The organism is Streptomyces stelliscabiei, from assembly GCF_014873495.1.
GTDB classification, from domain to species: domain Bacteria; phylum Actinomycetota; class Actinomycetes; order Streptomycetales; family Streptomycetaceae; genus Streptomyces; species Streptomyces bottropensis.
The window spans coordinates 1,366,099-1,384,155 of record NZ_JADBGF010000001.1; the positions used below are offsets into that span (position 1 = coordinate 1,366,099).

The 18,057-nt window shown below is 73.5% G+C and carries 17 protein-coding genes and 1 pseudogene; 6 read left to right on the top strand and 12 right to left on the bottom strand.

What is annotated here, in order from left to right; genetic code table 11:
- Nucleotides 1–57 precede the first annotated feature (57 nt).
- On the bottom strand, nucleotides 58–639 hold the full coding sequence (locus tag H4687_RS05940; protein WP_046918378.1) for an Rv1733c family protein: 582 nt from the start codon (nucleotides 637–639) through the stop codon (nucleotides 58–60).
- A gap of 237 nt (nucleotides 640–876) precedes the next feature.
- Between H4687_RS05940 and H4687_RS05945 the strand changes: the two genes are divergently transcribed.
- Nucleotides 877–1,962, top strand: a complete 1,086-nt coding sequence (locus tag H4687_RS05945) for a WD40/YVTN/BNR-like repeat-containing protein (RefSeq protein WP_046918377.1) — start codon at nucleotides 877–879, stop codon at nucleotides 1,960–1,962.
- A gap of 243 nt (nucleotides 1,963–2,205) precedes the next feature.
- Here H4687_RS05945 and H4687_RS05950 read toward each other — a convergent pair whose 3' ends face one another.
- A complete protein-coding gene (locus tag H4687_RS05950; RefSeq protein WP_046918376.1) occupies nucleotides 2,206–2,415 on the bottom strand; it encodes a DUF6243 family protein in 210 nt (69 codons plus the stop codon).
- Nucleotides 2,416–2,680: 265 nt separating this feature from the next.
- Nucleotides 2,681–2,911, bottom strand: a pseudogene (locus tag H4687_RS05955) (hypothetical protein); the annotation flags it as partial.
- 64 nt (nucleotides 2,912–2,975) lie between these two features.
- On the opposite strand from H4687_RS05955, the gene H4687_RS05960 reads away from it, so the two are divergent.
- Nucleotides 2,976–3,497 carry an imine reductase family protein gene (locus H4687_RS05960; RefSeq protein ID WP_225966615.1) on the top strand — a complete coding sequence of 174 codons (522 nt, stop codon included), beginning with the start codon at nucleotides 2,976–2,978 and terminating at the stop codon, nucleotides 3,495–3,497.
- Nucleotides 3,498–3,763: 266 nt separating this feature from the next.
- Here H4687_RS05960 and H4687_RS05965 read toward each other — a convergent pair whose 3' ends face one another.
- Nucleotides 3,764–4,441: a uracil-DNA glycosylase gene (locus H4687_RS05965; RefSeq protein WP_046918374.1), complete on the bottom strand. Its 678-nt coding sequence runs from the start codon at nucleotides 4,439–4,441 to the stop codon at nucleotides 3,764–3,766.
- A gap of 314 nt (nucleotides 4,442–4,755) precedes the next feature.
- On the opposite strand from H4687_RS05965, the gene H4687_RS05970 reads away from it, so the two are divergent.
- Nucleotides 4,756–5,730 (top strand): N-acetylglucosamine kinase, encoded by a 975-nt coding sequence (locus tag H4687_RS05970; protein ID WP_046918373.1) that lies wholly within the window; start codon nucleotides 4,756–4,758, stop codon nucleotides 5,728–5,730.
- A gap of 193 nt (nucleotides 5,731–5,923) precedes the next feature.
- Nucleotides 5,924–6,847: a sirohydrochlorin chelatase gene (locus tag H4687_RS05975; RefSeq protein ID WP_097250896.1), complete on the top strand. Its 924-nt coding sequence runs from the start codon at nucleotides 5,924–5,926 to the stop codon at nucleotides 6,845–6,847.
- 96 nt (nucleotides 6,848–6,943) lie between these two features.
- Here the strand turns inward: H4687_RS05975 and H4687_RS05980 are convergent, their stop codons facing one another.
- Both H4687_RS05980 and H4687_RS05985 read right to left on the bottom strand, forming a co-directional pair.
- A complete protein-coding gene (locus tag H4687_RS05980; RefSeq protein WP_046918371.1) occupies nucleotides 6,944–8,011 on the bottom strand; it encodes a lactonase family protein in 1,068 nt (355 codons plus the stop codon).
- A 50-nt stretch (nucleotides 8,012–8,061) separates the two neighbouring features.
- Entirely contained in the window at nucleotides 8,062–9,669 is a 1,608-nt protein-coding gene (locus H4687_RS05985) for an FUSC family protein (protein ID WP_046918370.1), read from the bottom strand.
- 256 nt (nucleotides 9,670–9,925) lie between these two features.
- Between H4687_RS05985 and H4687_RS05990 the strand changes: the two genes are divergently transcribed.
- Complete coding sequence (locus H4687_RS05990; protein ID WP_046918369.1) at nucleotides 9,926–10,414, top strand: Lrp/AsnC family transcriptional regulator; 489 nt, start codon at nucleotides 9,926–9,928, stop codon at nucleotides 10,412–10,414.
- 283 nt (nucleotides 10,415–10,697) lie between these two features.
- On the opposite strand, the gene paaE is transcribed toward H4687_RS05990, so the two are convergent.
- The 5 genes from paaE to paaA form a co-directional block, all read right to left on the bottom strand.
- The gene (gene paaE, locus H4687_RS05995; RefSeq protein ID WP_046920189.1) at nucleotides 10,698–11,864 is read right to left on the bottom strand and encodes a 1,2-phenylacetyl-CoA epoxidase subunit PaaE; all 1,167 of its coding nucleotides are present in this window, start codon (nucleotides 11,862–11,864) and stop codon (nucleotides 10,698–10,700) included.
- Nucleotides 11,864–12,370 carry a 1,2-phenylacetyl-CoA epoxidase subunit PaaD gene (paaD, locus tag H4687_RS06000; RefSeq protein ID WP_005474892.1) on the bottom strand — a complete coding sequence of 169 codons (507 nt, stop codon included), beginning with the start codon at nucleotides 12,368–12,370 and terminating at the stop codon, nucleotides 11,864–11,866. Before paaD ends, paaE begins: the two co-directional genes overlap by 1 nt.
- Complete coding sequence (paaC, locus tag H4687_RS06005) at nucleotides 12,364–13,191, bottom strand: 1,2-phenylacetyl-CoA epoxidase subunit PaaC (RefSeq protein WP_046920190.1); 828 nt, start codon at nucleotides 13,189–13,191, stop codon at nucleotides 12,364–12,366. The genes paaD and paaC overlap by 7 nt, the downstream gene beginning before the upstream one ends.
- 10 nt (nucleotides 13,192–13,201) lie before the next feature.
- Nucleotides 13,202–13,468: a 1,2-phenylacetyl-CoA epoxidase subunit PaaB gene (gene paaB, locus H4687_RS06010; RefSeq protein ID WP_028796737.1), complete on the bottom strand. Its 267-nt coding sequence runs from the start codon at nucleotides 13,466–13,468 to the stop codon at nucleotides 13,202–13,204.
- A 134-nt stretch (nucleotides 13,469–13,602) separates the two neighbouring features.
- A complete protein-coding gene (paaA, locus tag H4687_RS06015; protein ID WP_046920191.1) occupies nucleotides 13,603–14,607 on the bottom strand; it encodes a 1,2-phenylacetyl-CoA epoxidase subunit PaaA in 1,005 nt (334 codons plus the stop codon).
- 196 nt (nucleotides 14,608–14,803) lie between these two features.
- Here paaA and paaK point away from each other — a divergent pair, with 196 nt between their 5' ends.
- Entirely contained in the window at nucleotides 14,804–16,135 is a 1,332-nt protein-coding gene (paaK, locus tag H4687_RS06020) for a phenylacetate--CoA ligase PaaK (protein ID WP_046920192.1), read from the top strand.
- A 321-nt stretch (nucleotides 16,136–16,456) separates the two neighbouring features.
- Here the strand turns inward: paaK and H4687_RS06025 are convergent, their stop codons facing one another.
- Nucleotides 16,457–18,028, bottom strand: a complete 1,572-nt coding sequence (locus H4687_RS06025; protein WP_050398041.1) for an amidohydrolase — start codon at nucleotides 18,026–18,028, stop codon at nucleotides 16,457–16,459.
- Nucleotides 18,029–18,057 lie beyond the last annotated feature (29 nt).

Consider the following 18,057-nt stretch of genomic DNA (forward strand, 5'->3'; position numbering starts at 1 on the left):
TACGGCCGCCGGGGGGTGGCCGGAGCGGTCACCGTCACCTGTCCGCCCCGACCGCTCTCACCAGATCTTGCGCTCCCAGAGCGGGCCGATCCGCTCCCACTCCTCGTCCCACCGGTCCATCCGCCGCCGCTCCATCCGGCCCCGGACGAGCCGGCCGCCCACGAAGGGCACGGCGGCCACGAACAGACCCGCGAGAGTGCCGACGAGCGTGGCGCGCAGCCGGGCCTGGGCCTCACTGGCGGGCTTGGTGACCAGCAGGCCCTCGGCGTCCGTCCACACGGTGACCGGGGCGCCCAGCAGGGTGGCGGGGTCGACCCGTGCCTGTCCCTCGTGGGCGGAGCCGTCCGGGGCCGTCCAGCGGACCTTCGCCCAGACCTTCTCCGTGCCCGTGCCGCTCTGGCCGGAGGGCTCCGGCGCGTCCTCGGTGAGGACCGCGCCGACCGGCCGCCACTCGGCGCGCTGCCGGGCGAGACCGGACTCCACCGAGTCGGCGGCCATGAGGCCCATCGTCACCCCGCCGAACAGCGTCAGGGCGAAGGTGAGCAGGACGACATAGGACTCCAGCCGGTCGCTGCGGCGTCTGAGCGGGTTGCGCCGCCATCGCCACAGCCACACCTTCGGACCACGGAATGCCACCATCGGAGGCACCCTCCCTCGCACACGCAGGACTGCCGGACCGCTCTCCCATACGGCGGCGGCCCGCCCCCTGCTCATGCGACGTGGGTCACCCCTGCGGGGCCTGGCCGGTCCCCGGCCCGCACACCACGCCCCTCCACGCCCGCTGACCTGCGGCGAAGGCGTCTCAGGGGGTGACTGTCAGTGGCGGGGTGCAGACTGACCCATGGCTGAGACGACGATGTCCAGGAGGTGGCCGGGATGGCCGAGGTACTGCTCACCGTAGGCACGCGCAAGGGGCTGTTCATCGGGCGGCGGCGCGGTGACACCTGGCAGTTCGACGAGACCCCGTACTTCAACGCGCAGGCCGTCTACGCCGTCGCCATCGACACCCGTACGGACACCCCGCGGCTCCTCGTCGGCGGCGACAGCGCCCACTGGGGCCCCTCCGTCTTCCACTCCGACGACCTCGGCCGCACCTGGACCGAGCCGGCCCGGCCGGCCGTCAAGTTCCCCCAGGACACCGGTGCCTCACTGGAGCGCGTGTGGCAGCTGCACCCGGCGGCGGCGGAGCCGGACGTGGTGTACGCGGGCACGGAGCCGGCCGCGCTCTACCGCTCCGAGGACCGGGGGGTGAGCTTCGAGCTGGTGCGGCCGCTGTGGGAACACCCGACGCGCGACAGGTGGGTGCCGGGCGGCGGTGGCGAGGGGCTGCACACCATCCTCACCGACCGGCGCGACCCGCGCGCGATGACCGTGGCCGTCTCCACCGCCGGGGTCTTCCGCACCGAGGACGGCGGCGCGAGCTGGTCGCCCTCCAACTCCGGCGTCTCGGCGGTGTTCCTTCCGGACCCGAACCCGGAGTTCGGGCAGTGCGTGCACAAGGTCACCCGGGACGCGGTGGCCCCCGACCGGCTGTATCTGCAGAACCACTGGGGGGTGTACCGCAGCGACGACGGGGGCGCCCACTGGGAGGACATCGGCGAGGGCCTGCCGTCCACGTTCGGGTTCGCGGCCGTCGCCCACCCGCACCGCGGGGACACCGCCTACGTGTTCCCGATCACCGCCGACGCCGACCGCGTCCCGGCCGACCGCCGCTGCCGGGTCTACCGCACGGCGGACGCGGGCAAGAGCTGGGAGCCGCTGTCGGCGGGCCTGCCGACCGAGGACCACTACGGCACGGTCCTGCGCGACGCGATGTGCACGGACGACGCGGACCCGGCGGGCGTGTACTTCGGCAACCGCAACGGCGAGGTGTACGCGTCGGCCGACGACGGCGACACCTGGCACCAGTTGATGTCGCACCTGCCGGACGTGCTGTGCGTGCGCGCGGCGGTCGTCGGCTGAGCGACGGGGGGATGAAGGGACGGGGGGACGAGAAGAAGCAGTTCGGCTGGGCGAAGACCCTCGGACCGACGTGAGCACGGGACCACTCCGTGTCGTCCGGCGGCAGGCGGACCGGGCCGGGCCGGACGGGGGGTGGGAAGCGGGGCGACGGTGACCGCGCGGTCCCGGTACGGGGCAGGGCCCGGACCACGTGCCGTGGTCCGGGCCCTGCCCCGTGCGGTGCCGCCCTGCGGCGGCGGTGCGTCAGCGTTGTGCGGTGTCGTCGCCCGTCTGCCCGGCGTCCTCGGCCGTGCCGGCCTTCTCGCGCATCTTGCGCAGCAGCTCCGCCTTCTGGTCGGCGGCGACCTGGCGGTCGAGGTTGCGGTGCGGACCGTTGTTCTGCCGCTCGGCGCGGGACAGCTTCTTGCGCTGGCCACCGCCCATGCCCACGGGGTTGTTGATGTTCTTGCTCATGGGTTCTCCCGGAATGATGCGAAGTGGTCTACGGATTCATCGGTGGGGGACGGGCGCGGCGACGTCGAAGGACGTCAGCAGGGGCCCATCACGCTCTCACTCGTAAATCAGCGTCTGGAAGAACATGACCATGACGTTACCCGGTTCCGTCGGGCCCGCACACCACGTTTTTCGCCGTCCGGCCTGTACCGAGGGGTCGTGGTGAGTGTCCTCCGGCGCGGCGAGGACGGCAACTGGCGTCGCGTCGTCGACCACCCCTGTGGCGTCAGGCGGGCCCCGTCGGCTCAACGGCGGCCGGCGACCGGCAGGTCACGGCGGGCCGGGCGGCTCCGAAGGACTGCCGGTAGTCCGAGGGCGTCACCCCGACGCGGAGGGTGAAGTGCCGGCGCAGATTGGCCGCCGTGCCCAGGCCGCCGAACTCGCTGACCCGCTCGATCGGCAGGTCGGTGGTCCCCAGCAGGGTCTGCGCGTGCACGAAGCGCTGGTTGAGCAGCCATGTGCCGCCGCGTGGGCGGCCGGCGCGGGGACCACCTACCTCGACCTACCTCGACGGCGCCATCATGGCGATCCCGCCGAACACCGCCACCGACGCCGCCGTGCTGCTCCACAGCGGCCCGAAGGCGGCCTTCGACGAGCCCGAGGCGACGCTGCGCGCGCTGGGCGCCGCGGGCACCACCTACCTGGACACCGACCACGGACTGTCCGCGCTCTACGACATGCCGCTGCTGGGCATCATGTGGGGCATCCTCGACGGCCTCCTCCAGGGTGCCGCACTGCTGGGCACCGCCGACGTGAAGGCCACCACCTTCGCCCCGCCGGCCAACACGATGATCAACGTGGTCACCGAGTACGTGACCGCGTACGCCCCGCAGATCGACGAGGGCACGTACCCGGCGGGCGACGCGACCATGACGGTCCACCAGGACGCGCTGGGACACCTCGCCGAGGAAAGCGAGACCCTCGGCATCAACGCCGAACTGCCCCGCTTCTTCAAGGCGCTCGTCGACCGCGCGGCGGCCGACCGTCATGCCGACAGCGGCCACGCGGCGCTGATCGAACAGTTCCGCAAGCCCGCCGTCTGACGGACGCGTTCCTCCCGGCCACCGGTACGGGTGCCCGGCTGCCTCGGCGGGCACCGGTCCGGCGGGGGCTGCGGGCCGCCCGCGCCGGGACCGCACCGCTCGTCCCGTGAGGGAGGCCGAACCGGACGCCAGGACCCGACGCAACCGGGTGCGGCGGGCGACCGGATCGTCACCCGATCCTCCGCTCGACGGGCGCGGTGCCAGGAGCCCGTCCCTCCCCCGGCCGGAAGACCGACATCCTCCGAGCCACGCACGCGCACCGTGCCCTACGGCAGGCGCCAGTCCACGGGCTGGGCGCCCTGCTGCAGCAGCAGGTCGTTGGCCCGGCTGAACGGACGTGAACCGAAGAAACCCCGGTCGGCCGACATCGGGGACGGATGCGCGGACTCGATCGCCGGAAGCTCTCCCAGCAACGGCCGCAGATTGCGCGCGTCGCGGCCCCAGAGGATGGACACCAGCGGCTTCCCCCGCCCGGCCAGCGCCCGTATCGCCTGCTCGGTGACCTCCTCCCAGCCCTTTCCGCGGTGCGCCGCCGGCTTGCGCGGGGCCGTGGTGAGGGCCCTGTTGAGCAGCAGGACGCCCTGCTGTGCCCACGGCGTCAGATCACCGTTCGACGGCCTGGGCAGCCCGAGGTCGGAGTGCATCTCGCGATAGATGTTCTCCAGACTGCCCGGCAGCGAACGCACCTCCGGCGAGACGGCGAAGCTCAACCCGATCGCCATGCCCGGAGTGGGATAGGGATCCTGACCGACGATCAGGACGCGGACGTCGTCGAAGGGCTGCTGGAAGGCCCGCAGGACGTTCGCCCCGGACGGCAGATAAGTCCGGCCCGCCGCTATCTCGGCCCGCAGGAAGTCCCCCATCCCGGCGATACGTTCGGCCACCGGCTCAAGGGCCTTCGCCCAGCCCGCTTCGACAAGTTCATGCAAAGGTCGTGGTGCCACGGCGCGTCACTCTACTGGCACACACAGACACCCCGCATACCCCGGCAGGACGCCCGCGCCGCCCGCCCCGCAGGCGCTACCCTTCGTCGTCATCCAGATCTTCGAACCGGTCGAGCAGGTCACGCCGCCGGTCACCGGGAAGGAGGGGACTTGTCGCACCCGGTGCTCGGGCCACTCCACCGCCATGGTTCTCATCCTCGGCCCACCCCGCGTCCTCTCTGCACGGACCTGACGTCATGGACGCGGCAGGGGGTGCTGCCCCTCGACAGGGTGCCGGCCCGCCGGAGCGGCGCTCCCGTGGACCGGCGACTGCCATGACCGGCGCGCCTCCCGTCGTGCTCGCCGTGGACTCCGGCGGCTCCGGACTGCGGGCGGTCCTGGCTCGGGGCACCGAGGTGCTCGGAGAGCCGGTGGCCTCCGCGGAGCCCGTGCGGACCGGGACGCGAGGGATCGACGCCGGGCATCTGCTGGAGCGGTTGCTGCCCATGGCGCGACGGTTGATCGACGAGGCCGGGTGCGGTGGCCCGGTCGCCGTGGCCGTGGGAGCCGCCGGGTTCGCGACGCTCGGCGAGCAGCTGCGCGCGGAGCTGCCGTCGGCGCTGACGCGCGAGTTGGGGGTGCGGCGGATCGCGCTGGTGGCCGACGCGGTCGCCGCGTACACCGGCGCCCTCGGTGTGCGGCCGGGCGCGGTGATCGCGGCCGGCACCGGGCTGATCGCGATCGGCACGGACCTGGAGAGCTGGCGCCGGGCGGACGGCTGGGGCCATCTGCTCGGGGACTGCGGCGGCGGGGCGTGGATCGGGCGGGCCGGACTGGAGGCGGCGCTGCGGGCGTACGACGGGCGCAGCGGTGGTTCGGCGCGGCTGCTGGCGCGCGCCGAGGAGCGGTTCGGCCCGCTGGACGGACTTCCCGGTCTGCTCTACCCGAGGCCGGACCGCCCGGCGGTCCTCGCCTCCTTCGCGCCCGAGGTGGGCGTGTGCGCCGCGGACGATCCGGTGGCGGCGGACGTCCTGCGCGAGGCGGCCCGGCACATGGCCGACGCGGCGGCCGCCGTCTGCCCGGCGTCGGGCGAGCCCCGAGTGGCCCTGACCGGCGGCCTGTTCAAGCTGGGCGATCCGCTGCGCGTCCCGCTGGCGGCGGAGTTGGCGAAGCTGCTGCCGCATGCTCCGCTGGTGCCGGCGGAGGGAGGTCCGCTGGTCGGAGCCGTACGTATCGCGGCCGCGCTGGCGGGTGAGGGTCCGGGGTTGCCGTACGACGAGCGGATGTTGTACATGGTGGCCGAAAAGTAGTCCCCGCAAAAGGGAGTAATCCAGCTTGTCGGACAAGCACCACCGTTCACACCCAAGTGCGGCCCTCGGTAGATATATGCGGTAGTGATCGACCCTGATCGGCCCGTAACTCATCAGACAAATCAGGACGGATACCGCTCACCTGCACCCTCCCCGAACAGGGGAGCCCAAGAAGCCAGTAACATGCGGCGCCATGAGCTCCCCCACTGGGCCCGCGTCCGGCCTGCCAGTACGAATGCCGCGACCCCGCCAGCCCGGGCGGCACCGCCGCCCGGAGCCCCTGGCGGCTCCCGAGGGCGCGCCCGCGCTCGTCCTCGCGGTGCCCGGCACGCCCAGCGCCGCCACGCGCGGCCTCGCCGAGGAGGTCGTGAGCATCGCGCGCTCCGAGCTGCCCGGCCTCGACGCCCGTATCGGCTATGTCGACGGTGGCGCCGACGAGTTCCCCACGCTGCAGTCGGTGCTCGCCCGCGCCGCCGAGGAGCGCACCGCCCGTTACGAGCAGGCGCGTGCCGCCGGTCTGGACGTCAAGGAGCCGGAGGGCCTCGTCGCCGTCGTCGTGCCCCTGCTGGCCGGCCCGGACAGCGCCACCCTGCGCCAGGTACGCCAGGCCGTCATGGAGAGCCGTATCGCGGCCGAGCTGACCGATGTCCTCGGCCCGCACCCGCTGCTCGCCGAGGCGCTGCACGTGCGCCTGTCCGAGGCCGGTCTGGCACGTGCCGACCGGGCCCGGCTGTTCACCGTGGCCACCGCCGCGGACGGCATCGTCCTCGCCACCGTGGGCGGCGAGGAGGCCGTGCAGGCCGCCGGGATCACGGGCATGCTGCTGGCCGCGCGCCTCGCCGTGCCGGTGATGGCGGCCGCCCTGGACCAGGAGGGCTCCATCACCTCCGTGGCCGAGCAGCTGCGTTCCTCGGGCTCCCAGCAGCTGGCGCTCGCGCCGTACCTGATAGGGCCGGAGATCGACGCCGGGCTGGTCGAGGCCGCCGCGAAGGAGGCGGGCTGCTCCGCCGCCGAGGCGCTCGGCCCCTACCCGGCGATCGGCAAGCTGGCGCTCGGCAAGTACACCACCGCGCTCGGCATCGCGCCGCAGCAGCCGCAGGGCATGCCGGTTCGCTGAGCCGGGTGCTCCGATCCCGGACCGCGACCCGTACGGCCGAGGGCCCGCTCCTCTCGCAGGAGCGGGCCCTCGGCCGTGCCGGTACCGGGTTGCCGTTCAGACGTCCAGGACGACACAGGACGCCGCCGGCACCTCGATCGAGCCGCCGCGCACCGGTGTGCCCGTCTCCGGGTCCACCGTGAACCAGGTGACGTCACCCGACCGCTCGTTGGCCACGTACAGCGTCCCGGCCGCGTGGGCCAGGGCGCGCGGCCAGTGGCCGCCGCAGGGCACGGTCGCGACCAGGCGCGGCCCGGCGTCCTCGACGGCGAGCACCGACAGGACGTCCGCACCCCGGGTGGCGGTCCACAGGAAACGCCCGTCGGGGGACACGGCGATGCCCGAGGGGTACGCGTCGCCCGCGGGGGCTTGCGGGAGCACCGATATCTCTCGCAGCGGCTCCAGTGGGCCGTCAGGCGCCTTCCAGCGGCACACGGTGACCGTGGCGGCGAGTTCGTTCAGGACGTACACGGACGCCCCGCCCTGTCCGTCCGGTCCGCCCGGGTGGAGGGCGAGGTGGCGTGGTCCCGAGCCCGGCCGCAGGGCCGTCTCGTGGAGCACGACGGGGACGCCGTCCTCGAACGCGCACACCCGCACCGAGTCCGTGCCGAGGTCGACACCCAGGAAGTGGCGGCCGTCCGGGGCGGGCACCACCTGGTGGGCGTGCGGTTCCCGCCGGTGAAGCGGGTCCGGCCCCGCTCCGGTGTGCCGGAGCGTTCCTGACGCGGAGGGGGCGAGGGTGCCGTCGGGGCGCAGGGGGACGGCGGTGACGCTGCCGGAGCCGTAGTCGGCGGTCAGCACGTGGCCGGCGTGCAGACACAGGTGCGTGGGACCGCCGCCCACCGTCACGGGCGGCCCGGTCAACTCGGGCTTGTCGCCCGTCACCCGGTAGGCGGCCACGGCACCCTCGGTCCGCTCGCTGACGGCGTAGAGGGTGTCGCCGTCCGGTGCGAGGGCGAGGTAGGACGGGTCGGGAACGTCGTCCGTGCCGCCGAGGACGGTCAGGGCGCCGCTCTCGTCGTCCACGGCGGCGGCGAGGACGCCCGGGCCGCCCGCCGAGGTGAACGACCCGATGTAGGCCCGTCGTGGCCGCTGTCCGCCCGTCGCCCGAGGCGCTGTCGTCACTGTCGTCCCCTCCCGCTCGCCCGGTGTGCGGGCGAACAGTAGCAGGAGGTCTAGACCAAAGTCTGTACGAGGGAGGAACCGCGCAGCGGCGGGGCCAGGTCCGCGAGGGCGCGCTCCAGACCGTGGAGATGCGCGAGGGCCTGCTCCGCGCCGGGGTGACGGTCCGGGTGCCGGGCGCCGGCGTGCGCCGGGGCGGGACGCTCGGGCAGCGCGCCGACCAGGGTCTCGACGGCCGATTCGACGCGGAGGCAGGCCGCGGTGAGGCGGGCTCCGTGGGAGGAGGCGCCCGGGTCGGCGTCGACGGCGAGGAGGTGCGCCCCGGACGCGGTACGGGGTCCGCCGTGGTCGGCGCGGGCCGCGCGGGAAGCGTGGGGGACACCGTGGGTGCCGTGGGGGGCTCGCACGACCTCCCCGAGGCCTCGGGCCTCGCGGGCGCAGTCGTCGAGCAGGGCGAGCACCCGGCGGGCCCGTTCCTTGCGTCGGCGCAACGGGTTGAGGGGGTGGACCAGAGGCGCGAGGGACAGTCGTACGCGCCCGAGGAGCGCCTCCAGCTCCGCCACGTGCGGAGCCGGGTCCGCGTCGGGGTCTCCCGCGAGGCTCCGGGCCGCCGTCGCGGTGCAGGCGTGCACCGCGTGCAGGGCCCGGCGCACCCACCGGTCGGTGACGGCGTGCGTGGTGACGGGGAGGACGAGGGCCACGGCGAGGGCGGCGCCGAGCGCGCCGACCCCGGTCTGCGCCAGGCGCAGGCCGAGGAGCGCGGGGTCCAGGACACCGAGGAGACCGTAGAGCAGGGCCGCCATCACGGTGACGCAGAGCATCATCCAGGAGTACGACACGGCGGCGGTGTAGAAGATGCCGAACACGCAGACGGCGACCAGTGCGGCGGTGGGGGCCGGGGCGCCGTGCAGGGGGACGGCGACCAGCAGGCCGACGAGGATGCCGGTGACCGTGCCGACCAGGCGCCGGAAGCCGCGGACCAGGGTCTCGCCGCGCGAGGTGGTGTTCACGAAGATCCACCAGGCGGTGCCGACGGCCCAGTACCAGCGTTCCTGCGAGAGGACCTGCCCGATGGCCATCGCGAAGGCGCAGGCGGCGCTCGCCTGGAAGGCCTGCCGGGTGGTGGACCGGGCGAGTCCCCGGCCGTCGCCCGGGGCGGGGGCGGCCGGCGGCGGGAAGCGGCGCTCGATGCACCAGGCGCCGAAGCGCACGGCCGAGGAGGCCGTCAGCGCGAGGGTCATCGCCGTGTACAGCTCCGGCAGCTGGCCGGGGACGGCGTGCAGGAACTGGGTGACGAAGAAGGTCATGAAGGCGAAGATGCCGAGCGCGTGGCCGCGTGGCCCCCAGCGGCGGGCGTGGACGCCGCAGAAGATCACCACGAGCCAGAGCGCGTCGCGCAGCGTCGGCAGGTCGTGCAGCACCGTCGCGAGGGCCAGCACCGGGAAGCCGGCGGCGGGCAGCAGGGCGGTGGTGACCGCCTGACCGCGCACGGTGGGGTCGGCGACCGTGAAGAGGGCGAGGAGCGCCGTGAGCCCGGCCGCGATCGAGGCGGTCAGCGACAGCCCGGCCGCCTCCGCCGCGGTCACCGCGAGACCGATGCCGAGCACCGCCCGCAGCGCGACCCGAAGCCTCAGGCGCCCCGGGTCCGGAGCCATGAACATCCTCTTCACCGCCGGCCGCCCGTCCTCTCCTGTTCGCTGAGGCCCCTGCGGGGCCTTCGAAGTCCGACCACGCCGTCACGGCATGGAAATGGCGCCGCGGGCACGGACCGGCCTCATTGCCGTCCTGCGCTGCGCGGCGCCATCGATGGTCATCAGGAAACCACCAGAGGCCCGGTGGCTCAACCGGCGCCCTATGCACTGGACCATTGGTACAGTGCGGCTTCTTCACCCTGAGCCAGAAGGAGGCCAACGGACCATGGCCGTGGACGAACTAGACACCCGCATCCTGCGGCTGCTCCTGGACCAGCCGCGCACCAGCGTGCGGGAGTGCGCCCGCATCCTCGGCGTCGCCCGGGGCACGCTGCAGGCCCGCCTCGACCGGCTGGAACGCGACGGCGTGATCACGGGCACGAGCCCGTCCCTCTCCCCCGCCGCGCTCGGCCACCCCGTGCTGGCGTTCGTGCACATCGAGGTGACGCAGGGACACCTGGACGACGTGGGGGACGCGCTCGCGGCCGTACCGGAGATCATCGAGGCGTTCTCGATCACCGGTGGCGGCGACCTCCTGACCCGGGTGGTGGCCCGGGACAACGCGCAGCTGGAGGATGTCATCCAGGCGCTGATCAGCCTGCCGGGTGTCGTGCGCACCCGCACGGAGGTCGCGCTCAGGGAGCGCGTGCCCTACCGGCTGTCGCCGTTGGTGGAGTCGATCGGCGCGGCGGCGGGCCGGCCGGCGAGGGACTGACCGGCCGGGGAGGTCGTGGGGTTGTTCGTTCGAGTGCGGGTGGGTGGGGGCTGGTCGCGCAGTTCCCCGCGCCCCTGAAAAGCAGGGGCTGCGCCCCGTGCTTTTCGGGCCCGAAGGGCCGTCGCTGGGCTTTCAGGTTCGCAGGCCCGAAAGGCCTGGGCTTTCAGGCCTGCGGGCCTGGTGCTTTTGGGGGTGCGGGGAACTGCGCGACCAGCCCCCACTTCCCCGCACCCGACCCAGGACCGAACTCGCCCCCCAGCCCGCCCGCCGCCGCCCCCATCCCTCACGTGTCGAAGTCGACCGTCAGCGTCTCCGACACCGCGTACGACTGGCAGGTCAGGACATACCCCGCGGCCACCTCCGCCGGTTCGAGCGCGAAGTTGCGTCGCATGTCGGCCTTGCCGTCGGTGACCAGGGCCCGGCAGGTGCCGCAGACGCCCCCCTTGCAGGCGAAGGGCAGATCGGGGCGGGTGCGCTGGGCGCCGTCCAGGATGCTCCGCTCGCGGGAGAGCGCGGCCGTGGTGGAGCGGCCGTCGAGGGTGACGGTGACCTCGCTGACGGGGCCCTCGGCGACGGCCTCCTCGTGCCGGGCCTCCCGCACGGGCTCGTCGTCGGCGTAGAACAGCTCCTGATGGACCCGGTCCTCCGGCACCCCGAGTCCGGCCAGCACCCGCTGGGCATCGCGGACCATGCCGTGCGGACCGCACAGCCACCAGTGGTCCGCGGTGCCGACGTCGACCAGGGAGCCGATCAGCGCCGAGAGCCGGTCGGCGTCGAGGCGGCCCGACAGCAGCTCGGCCTCGCGGGGTTCGCGGGAGAGGACGTGGGCGAGCTGGAAGCGGGCCGGGTACAGGTCCTTCAGGTCGGCCAGCTCGTCGGCGAACATCACCGTGCCGCTGCGGCGGTTGCCGTAGAAGAGGGTGACGGCTGAAGAGGGATCGGCGGCCAGTACGGACTCGGCGATGGAGACCATGGGTGTGATGCCGGAACCCGCCGCGATCAGCACATGGTGGCCGGGGGTGCCGAGGTCGGGGGTGAAGAACCCGGTGGGGCCCATGACGTCGACGGTGTCACCGGGCCGTACGTCGTCCACGAGCCACGACGAGAACAGCCCGCCCGGCACGACCCGTACACCGATGCGCGGCGTCGTACCGGCCGGCGAACAGATCGAGTACGAGCGGCGCTCGTCGCGTCCGTCGATCTCGCGCCGCAGGGTCAGCGACTGACCGGGCGCGAAGGCGAACTCCTCCGCCAGCTCCGCCGGGATCGCGAAACCGACGGCGACGGCGTCCTCGCAGAGCGGCTCCACGGAGGCGACGCGCAGGGCGTGGAAGGCCGGACGGCGGCGAGTGCGCGCGTGGACCGCCGGAGTGACGGAACCCGCCGGCACCGGCGAGGCCACCGCCCCGGCCCGCGGGCCTCCCGTCGGTTCTTCCTTGAGGCCTTCCATCAGATCTCCTTGACGTGCTCGAACGGCTCGCGGCAGGCGCGGCAGCGCCACAGTGACTTGCAGGACGTGGCGGCGAAGCGCGAGGTCTCCTCGGTGTCCGCCGAGCCGCAGAGCGGGCAGGCGACCGTCCGCCGGGTGGGTGACAGCAGGAGGGGGACCGGGCCCCGGGGCGCCGCGCCGGGTGGGGCGATGCCGTGTTCGGTGAGTTTGCGGCGGCCGGTGTCGGTGATCCAGTCCGTCGTCCACGGGGGGTTGAGGACCGTACGGATCTCCACCCGCGCGTATCCGGCGGCGCTCAGCCGGGCCGCCACGTCGGCGCGCATCTCGGCCATGGCCGGGCAGCCGGAGTAGGTCGGGGTCAGGCTCGCGACCACCGTGCCGTCCTCCGTCAGCTCGACGTCCCGCAGGACGCCGAGGTCGGCGAGGGTCAGCATGGGCAGCTCGGGGTCCGGGACCTGCTCGGCGATGTGCCGGGCGCGCCGCGCCTCGGTCGGCGTGATCACCATGTCGCCTCCGGATGGGCACGGGCCACGCTCTGCAACTCGGCCAGCAGCGGCGCCAGATGCTCGGTGTGGTCGCCGTCGCGGCCCGCGCCGGACAGCGGCCGGTACACCGGCATGGGCAGTCCGGCCGCCTCGGTGACCTGGCGGAGCACGTCGGCGACCTCCTCCCGTACGTCGTGCGCGGTGAACAGCTCGCCGAAGTATGGGGCGGCCTGCTCCATCGCCCGGCGCATCCGCCGGTGCGACTCCTCGGTGCCGTCCCCCAGCCGCACGGCCCATTCGGCGGCGTACTGGCGGTGGTAGGTCAGCTCCTTGACGCCCTTCGCCGCGATCGCCGCGAGCACCGGGTCGGGGTGCCCGACCAGTCGCCCGAAGTGCGCGAGGCGCCAGCTGGACAGCACGAGCAGCCGGACGATCGAGAACGCGAAGTCTCCGCACGGGAGTTCGGCGAGGCGGACGTTGCGGAAGTCGTCGGCGTCCCGGAAGTAGGCGTACGCGTCCTCGTCGCGTCCGGTGCCGTCGGCCTGCCCGGCGCGGGAGTACAGCAGACGGGCCTGGCCGAGGAGGTCGAGGCCGATGTTGGCGAGGGCCACCTCCTCCTCCAGTTCGGGCGCGCGGGTGGTCCACTCGGCGAGCCGCTGCGCGCTGACCAGGGCGTCGTCGCCCAACGCCACGCAGACCGCGGCCAGTTCACCGGCGTCCACGCCCTCGGGAACCGTGGTGTCCACGCCGTGCAGCGGGTCCTGGAAGCCGGTGCCGTACGCCCAACGCGCGTCGTCCTCGTGTCCCTCGGCGAGGGTCAGGTAGACGTGGTCGTCACTCATGCCCTGCTCCTCAGATGTGCGGGACGTCGTCGGGGATGTCGTAGAACGTGGGATGGCGGTACACCTTGTCGGCGCTGGGCTCGAAGAAGGGATCCTTCTCGTCGCGGGTGGAGGCGGCGATGTGCTCGGAGCGCACCACCCACAGGGAGACGCCCTCGTTGCGGCGGGTGTAGAGGTCGCGGGCGTGGGTGAGGGCCATCTGGTCGTCGGCGGCGTGCAGCGAGCCGACGTGGACGTGGTTCAGCCCGCGCTTGCCGCGCACGAAGACCTCGTACAGCGGCCAGTCGCCCCTGTCCGCGCGGGCCGTACCCGCGTCGTTCGTGCGGGTCGCACCCGCGTCGTTCGTGCGGACCGTGCCACCGTCGCCCGTACGGGCCGCGCCTTCGCCGCTCGTACCGGTCGTGCCGCCGTTCATGCCGCCGTCCCCTTCCGGGCTCGTTCGCTCTGCCTGGCCGCGTGGGCGGTGGCCGCCTCACGGACCCAGGCACCTTCCTCGTGGGCGGTCCGTCGCCGCTCCATCCGCCGCTCGTTGCACGGTCCGTCGCCGGTGATCACGCGCTTCAGCTCGGCCCAGTCGGGGGTGCCGAAGTCGTGACGGCCGCGCTCCTCGTTCCAGCGCAGCTCGGGGTCGGGCAGTGTCACGCCGAGCTTCTCCGCCTGCGGGACGGTCATGTCGACGAAGCGCTGCCGCAGCTCGTCGTTGCTGTGCCGCTTGATCTTCCAGGCCATGGACTGCGCGGAGTTGGGCGAGGCGTCGTCGGGCGGCCCGAACATCATCAGCGAGGGCCACCACCAGCGGTTGACCGCGTCCTGGACCATCTCGCGCTGGGCGTCGGTGCCGCGCATCATCGTCAGCAACATCTCGTAGCCCTGCCGCTGGTGGAAGGACTCCTCCTTGCAGATCCGCACCATGGCGCGCGCGTACGGCCCGTAGGAACTGCGGCACAGCGGCACCTGGTTGCAGATCGCCGCGCCGTCCACGAACCAGCCGATCACCCCCACGTCGGCGAAGCTCGCCGTCGGGTAGTTGAAGATCGACGAGTACTTCTGGCGGCCCTCGATCAGCCGCCGGGTCAGGTCGCCACGGTCCGCGCCCAGGGTCTCGGCGGCCGAGTACAGGTACAGCCCGTGCCCCGCCTCGTCCTGGACCTTGGCGAAGAGGATCGCCTTGCGGCGCAGCGAGGGTGCGCGGGTGATCCACTCGCCCTCCGGCTGCATGCCGATGATCTCCGAGTGCGCGTGCTGGGCGATCTGCCGGACGAGTGTCTTCCGGTAGCCCTCGGGCATCCAGTCGCGCGGCTCGATCCGCTGGTCCCGCGCGATCGTCGCCTCGAAGTGCTCCAGCAACGCGTCCCGGGTGTCCGGGTCCGCTTCGGCGCCCTGGGGCGTCGCCCCGGTGGAGTCTGTCGTCGTCATCGATACCAGCTTCCCAACCGACCATTCGTTCGGGACCAGTGTGACGTGATTCGAGCGGGCAGGCAAGACCCGCTCGACCCCTTCCCGCGATCAACGCGTTCTTGACAGGCCGGGACCACGCTGGATTTGATGGCGGTGACACACAGCAACCGAATGGTCGGTCGGCTCACGGGGCGGTGGGCACGAAGGAGTCGTGATGAGCAGCAGCCTGGGCGAACCACTCCCCCGCGACCTGCTGGACGAGGGCGAACGGCTCATCCCCGAGCGACTGCGGGAGCTGCAGCTCGACCGGCTGCGGGCGACTCTGCGGCACGCGTACGACCACGTCGAGCTGTACCGGAGGAAGTTCGACGCGGCCGGGGTCGGCCCCGACGACTGCCGCTCGCTCGACGACCTCGCCCGCTTCCCCTTCACCACGAAGGCCGATCTGCGGGACACCTACCCCTTCGGCATGTTCGCGGTGCCCATGTCCGAGGTGCGACGCGTGCACGCCTCCAGCGGCACCACCGGGCGCCCCACGGTCGTCGGCTACACGGAGAACGACCTCTCCCGCTGGGCGGACGTGGTCGCCCGCTCGATCCGGGCCGCCGGGGGCCGCCCGGGGCACAAGGTGCACATCTCCTACGGCTACGGCTTGTTCACCGGGGGCCTCGGCGCGCACTACGGGGCCGAGCGCGCCGGCTGCACGGTGATCCCGGCCTCCGGCGGCATGACCGCCCGCCAGGTCCAGCTCATCCAGGACTTCCGCCCCGAGATCATCATGGTGACCCCGTCCTACATGCTCACGTTGCTGGACGAGTTCGAGAAGCAGGGCGTCGACCCGCGCTCCACCTCCCTGGAGGTGGGCGTCTTCGGGGCCGAGCCGTGGACGGAGGAGATGCGCCGGGAGATCGAGGAGCGGGCGGGCCTCCACGCGGTCGACATATACGGGCTGTCGGAGGTGATGGGCCCGGGTGTCGCTCAGGAGTGCGTGGAGACCAAGGACGGCCTGCACATCTGGGAGGACCACTTCTACCCCGAGGTGGTCGACCCGCTCACCGACGCCGTCCTGCCCGAGGGTGAGGAGGGCGAGATCGTCTTCACCTCGCTCACCAAGGAGGCCCTGCCGATCATCCGATACCGCACCCGGGACCTGACCCGACTGCTGCCCGGCACCGCCCGCCCCGCGTTCCGCCGGATGCGCAAGGTCACCGGCCGCTGCGACGACATGATCATCCTGCGGGGGGTGAACGTGTTCCCCAGCCAGATCGAGGAGATCGTGCTGCGCACGCCCGATGTCGCCCCGCACTTCCAGGTCCTGCTGACCCGACGGGGCCGCATGGACCAGATGACGGTCCGGGTCGAGGCCCGGCCGGGCACGGGCGCCGACCGCCGGGAGGGGGCGGCCGCGGCGATCGCCCGGGCGGTCAAGGACGGGGTGGGCGTCACGGTGGAGGTGACGATCGTCGACCCGGAGACGCTGGAGCGCTCGGTCGGCAAGCTCAAGCGGGTGAAGGACCTCCGCGAGGCCGGCGACTCACCGGGCTGACGGCTCCGGGCCGGGGGCGGCCTCGTCCCCGCCGGGGTGAGGGGCGGCCGGGTTGTGCGTTCGGGAGCGGGTCCGGTGGGCGCTGGTCGCGCAGTTCCCCGCGCCCCTGAAAAGCAGGGGCTGCGCCCCGTGCTTCTCGGGCCCGCAGGGCCGTCGTCCTCGGGCCCGCAGGGCCTGGGCTTCCCGGCCCGCTGGGCCTGGTGCTTTCAGGCCCAGCGGGGCCTGGGCTTTCAGGGGCGCGGGGAACTGCGCGACCAGCCCCCACCGGACCCGCACCCGACCCACGACCGAACCCACCCCCGCCCCGCCCGACCCCCTCACTCAAAGCCCCCGGTGCACCACATGACCGCCCGTCACGGTCAACCGCACCGGTGCCTCGGCGACCTCGTCGGCCGGTGCTTCGACGGGGTCGACCCCCAGCGCGGTGAGGTCGGCCCGGAAGCCCACCGCGATACGACCCGAGACGTCCGCCTCCCCCGCGGCCAGCGCCGCGTGACTCGTGCAACCCTCCAGCGCCTGCGTCCCGGTGAGCCCCGCCCCACAGGACGCCGCGCCCCGCGGCGCGCGGGCCGTGGCCAGCACGGCCCGCGCGTCGAAGTGGGCGATGGGCCAGTCCGACCCGAGGGCGACGACCGCGCCGGCGTCCCGCAGATCGCGCAGCCGCCAGGCCCGGACCGCTCGCTCCGCGCCGAGCCGCAACGACCACTCGTCGGACAGGTCGGCCCGGGTGTAGTCGGTGTGCGGGGGCTGCATGGAGGCGATGACCCCCACCTCCGCGAACCGCGCCACCAGCTCGTCCGGCACCGACTCGATGTGCTCCACCCGGTGTGCGAGCCGCCCGCCGGGCCCCAGCGAGGCGACGGTGTCGAGGACGTGCCGCACGGCGGCGTCGCCGATCGCGTGGGTCGCCGTACGCACCCCCGCGCGGTGCAGGTGCCGTAGCGCGTCGCTGTAGGCGGCGGGGTCGGGCCAGAACGCGTCGGTGCCCTGGCCGTGGCAGTCGGGGTGGTCCAGCCAGGCGGTGCCGCCCTCCACGGTGCCGTCCATGAAGAACTTCACGCCGCCGACCCGCCAGTGCCGTCCGCCCCTGCCCTGGAGCCCGACGAGTTCCGCGAGGTCGTCCGCGTCGGCGCCGGGCATGCACCAGGGGGCGAAGCGCAGCCGGAGCGGCAGTACCGACTCCTCGGCGACCGCGCCCACCAGGTCGAGGTCGCCGAGGTCCATCACATGGGCGCCGGTGAGGCCGGTGGCGGCCATCGCGCCGAGCAACTCGGCCAGCCGGGCGCGTCGTTCGGCGTACGAGGGCCGGGGCATGACGAGCTGGACGAGTTCCATCGCGGCGTGCTCGACGAGGTGGCCGGTGAGCCGTCCGTCGGCGTCGACGGCGATGTGCGAGCGCTGCGTGAAGGCGCGCGGTCCGGTGATGCCGGCGGCCTTGAGGGCCGCCTCGCTGACGAGGGCCGAGTGGCCATCGTACAGGCGCAGGAACGCGGGGGCGCCGCCCAGGACGTCCTCGACGAGGGCACGGTCGACGGTCCGGCCGGCGAAGACGTTGTGGTCCAGGCCGTAGCCGACGACCCAGCCGTCCACGCGCTCCCCCTCGGTGAGCGCGGCGCGCAGTCCGTCGAGGTCGGTCACGGCGGTGAGGTCGACGCCGGTGGCCATGTCCAGGCCCCACACGGGGTGGCTGTGGCTGTCCACCAGGCCCGGCACCAGTGGGCCGCCGCCCAGATCCACGGTCTCGGTGCCCGGTCCGCGCCAGTCCCGGACGTCCGCGTCCTCGCCGACGGCGGCGATCAGGCCGTCGCGGACGGCCACCGCGGTGGCGTAGGGCCGCCGTGGGTCGAGGGTGCGGACGTGGGCGCCGGTGATGACGAGGTCGGCGGTGGGCATGGAGAGGTCTCCTGGCGGTGGTGGCGGTG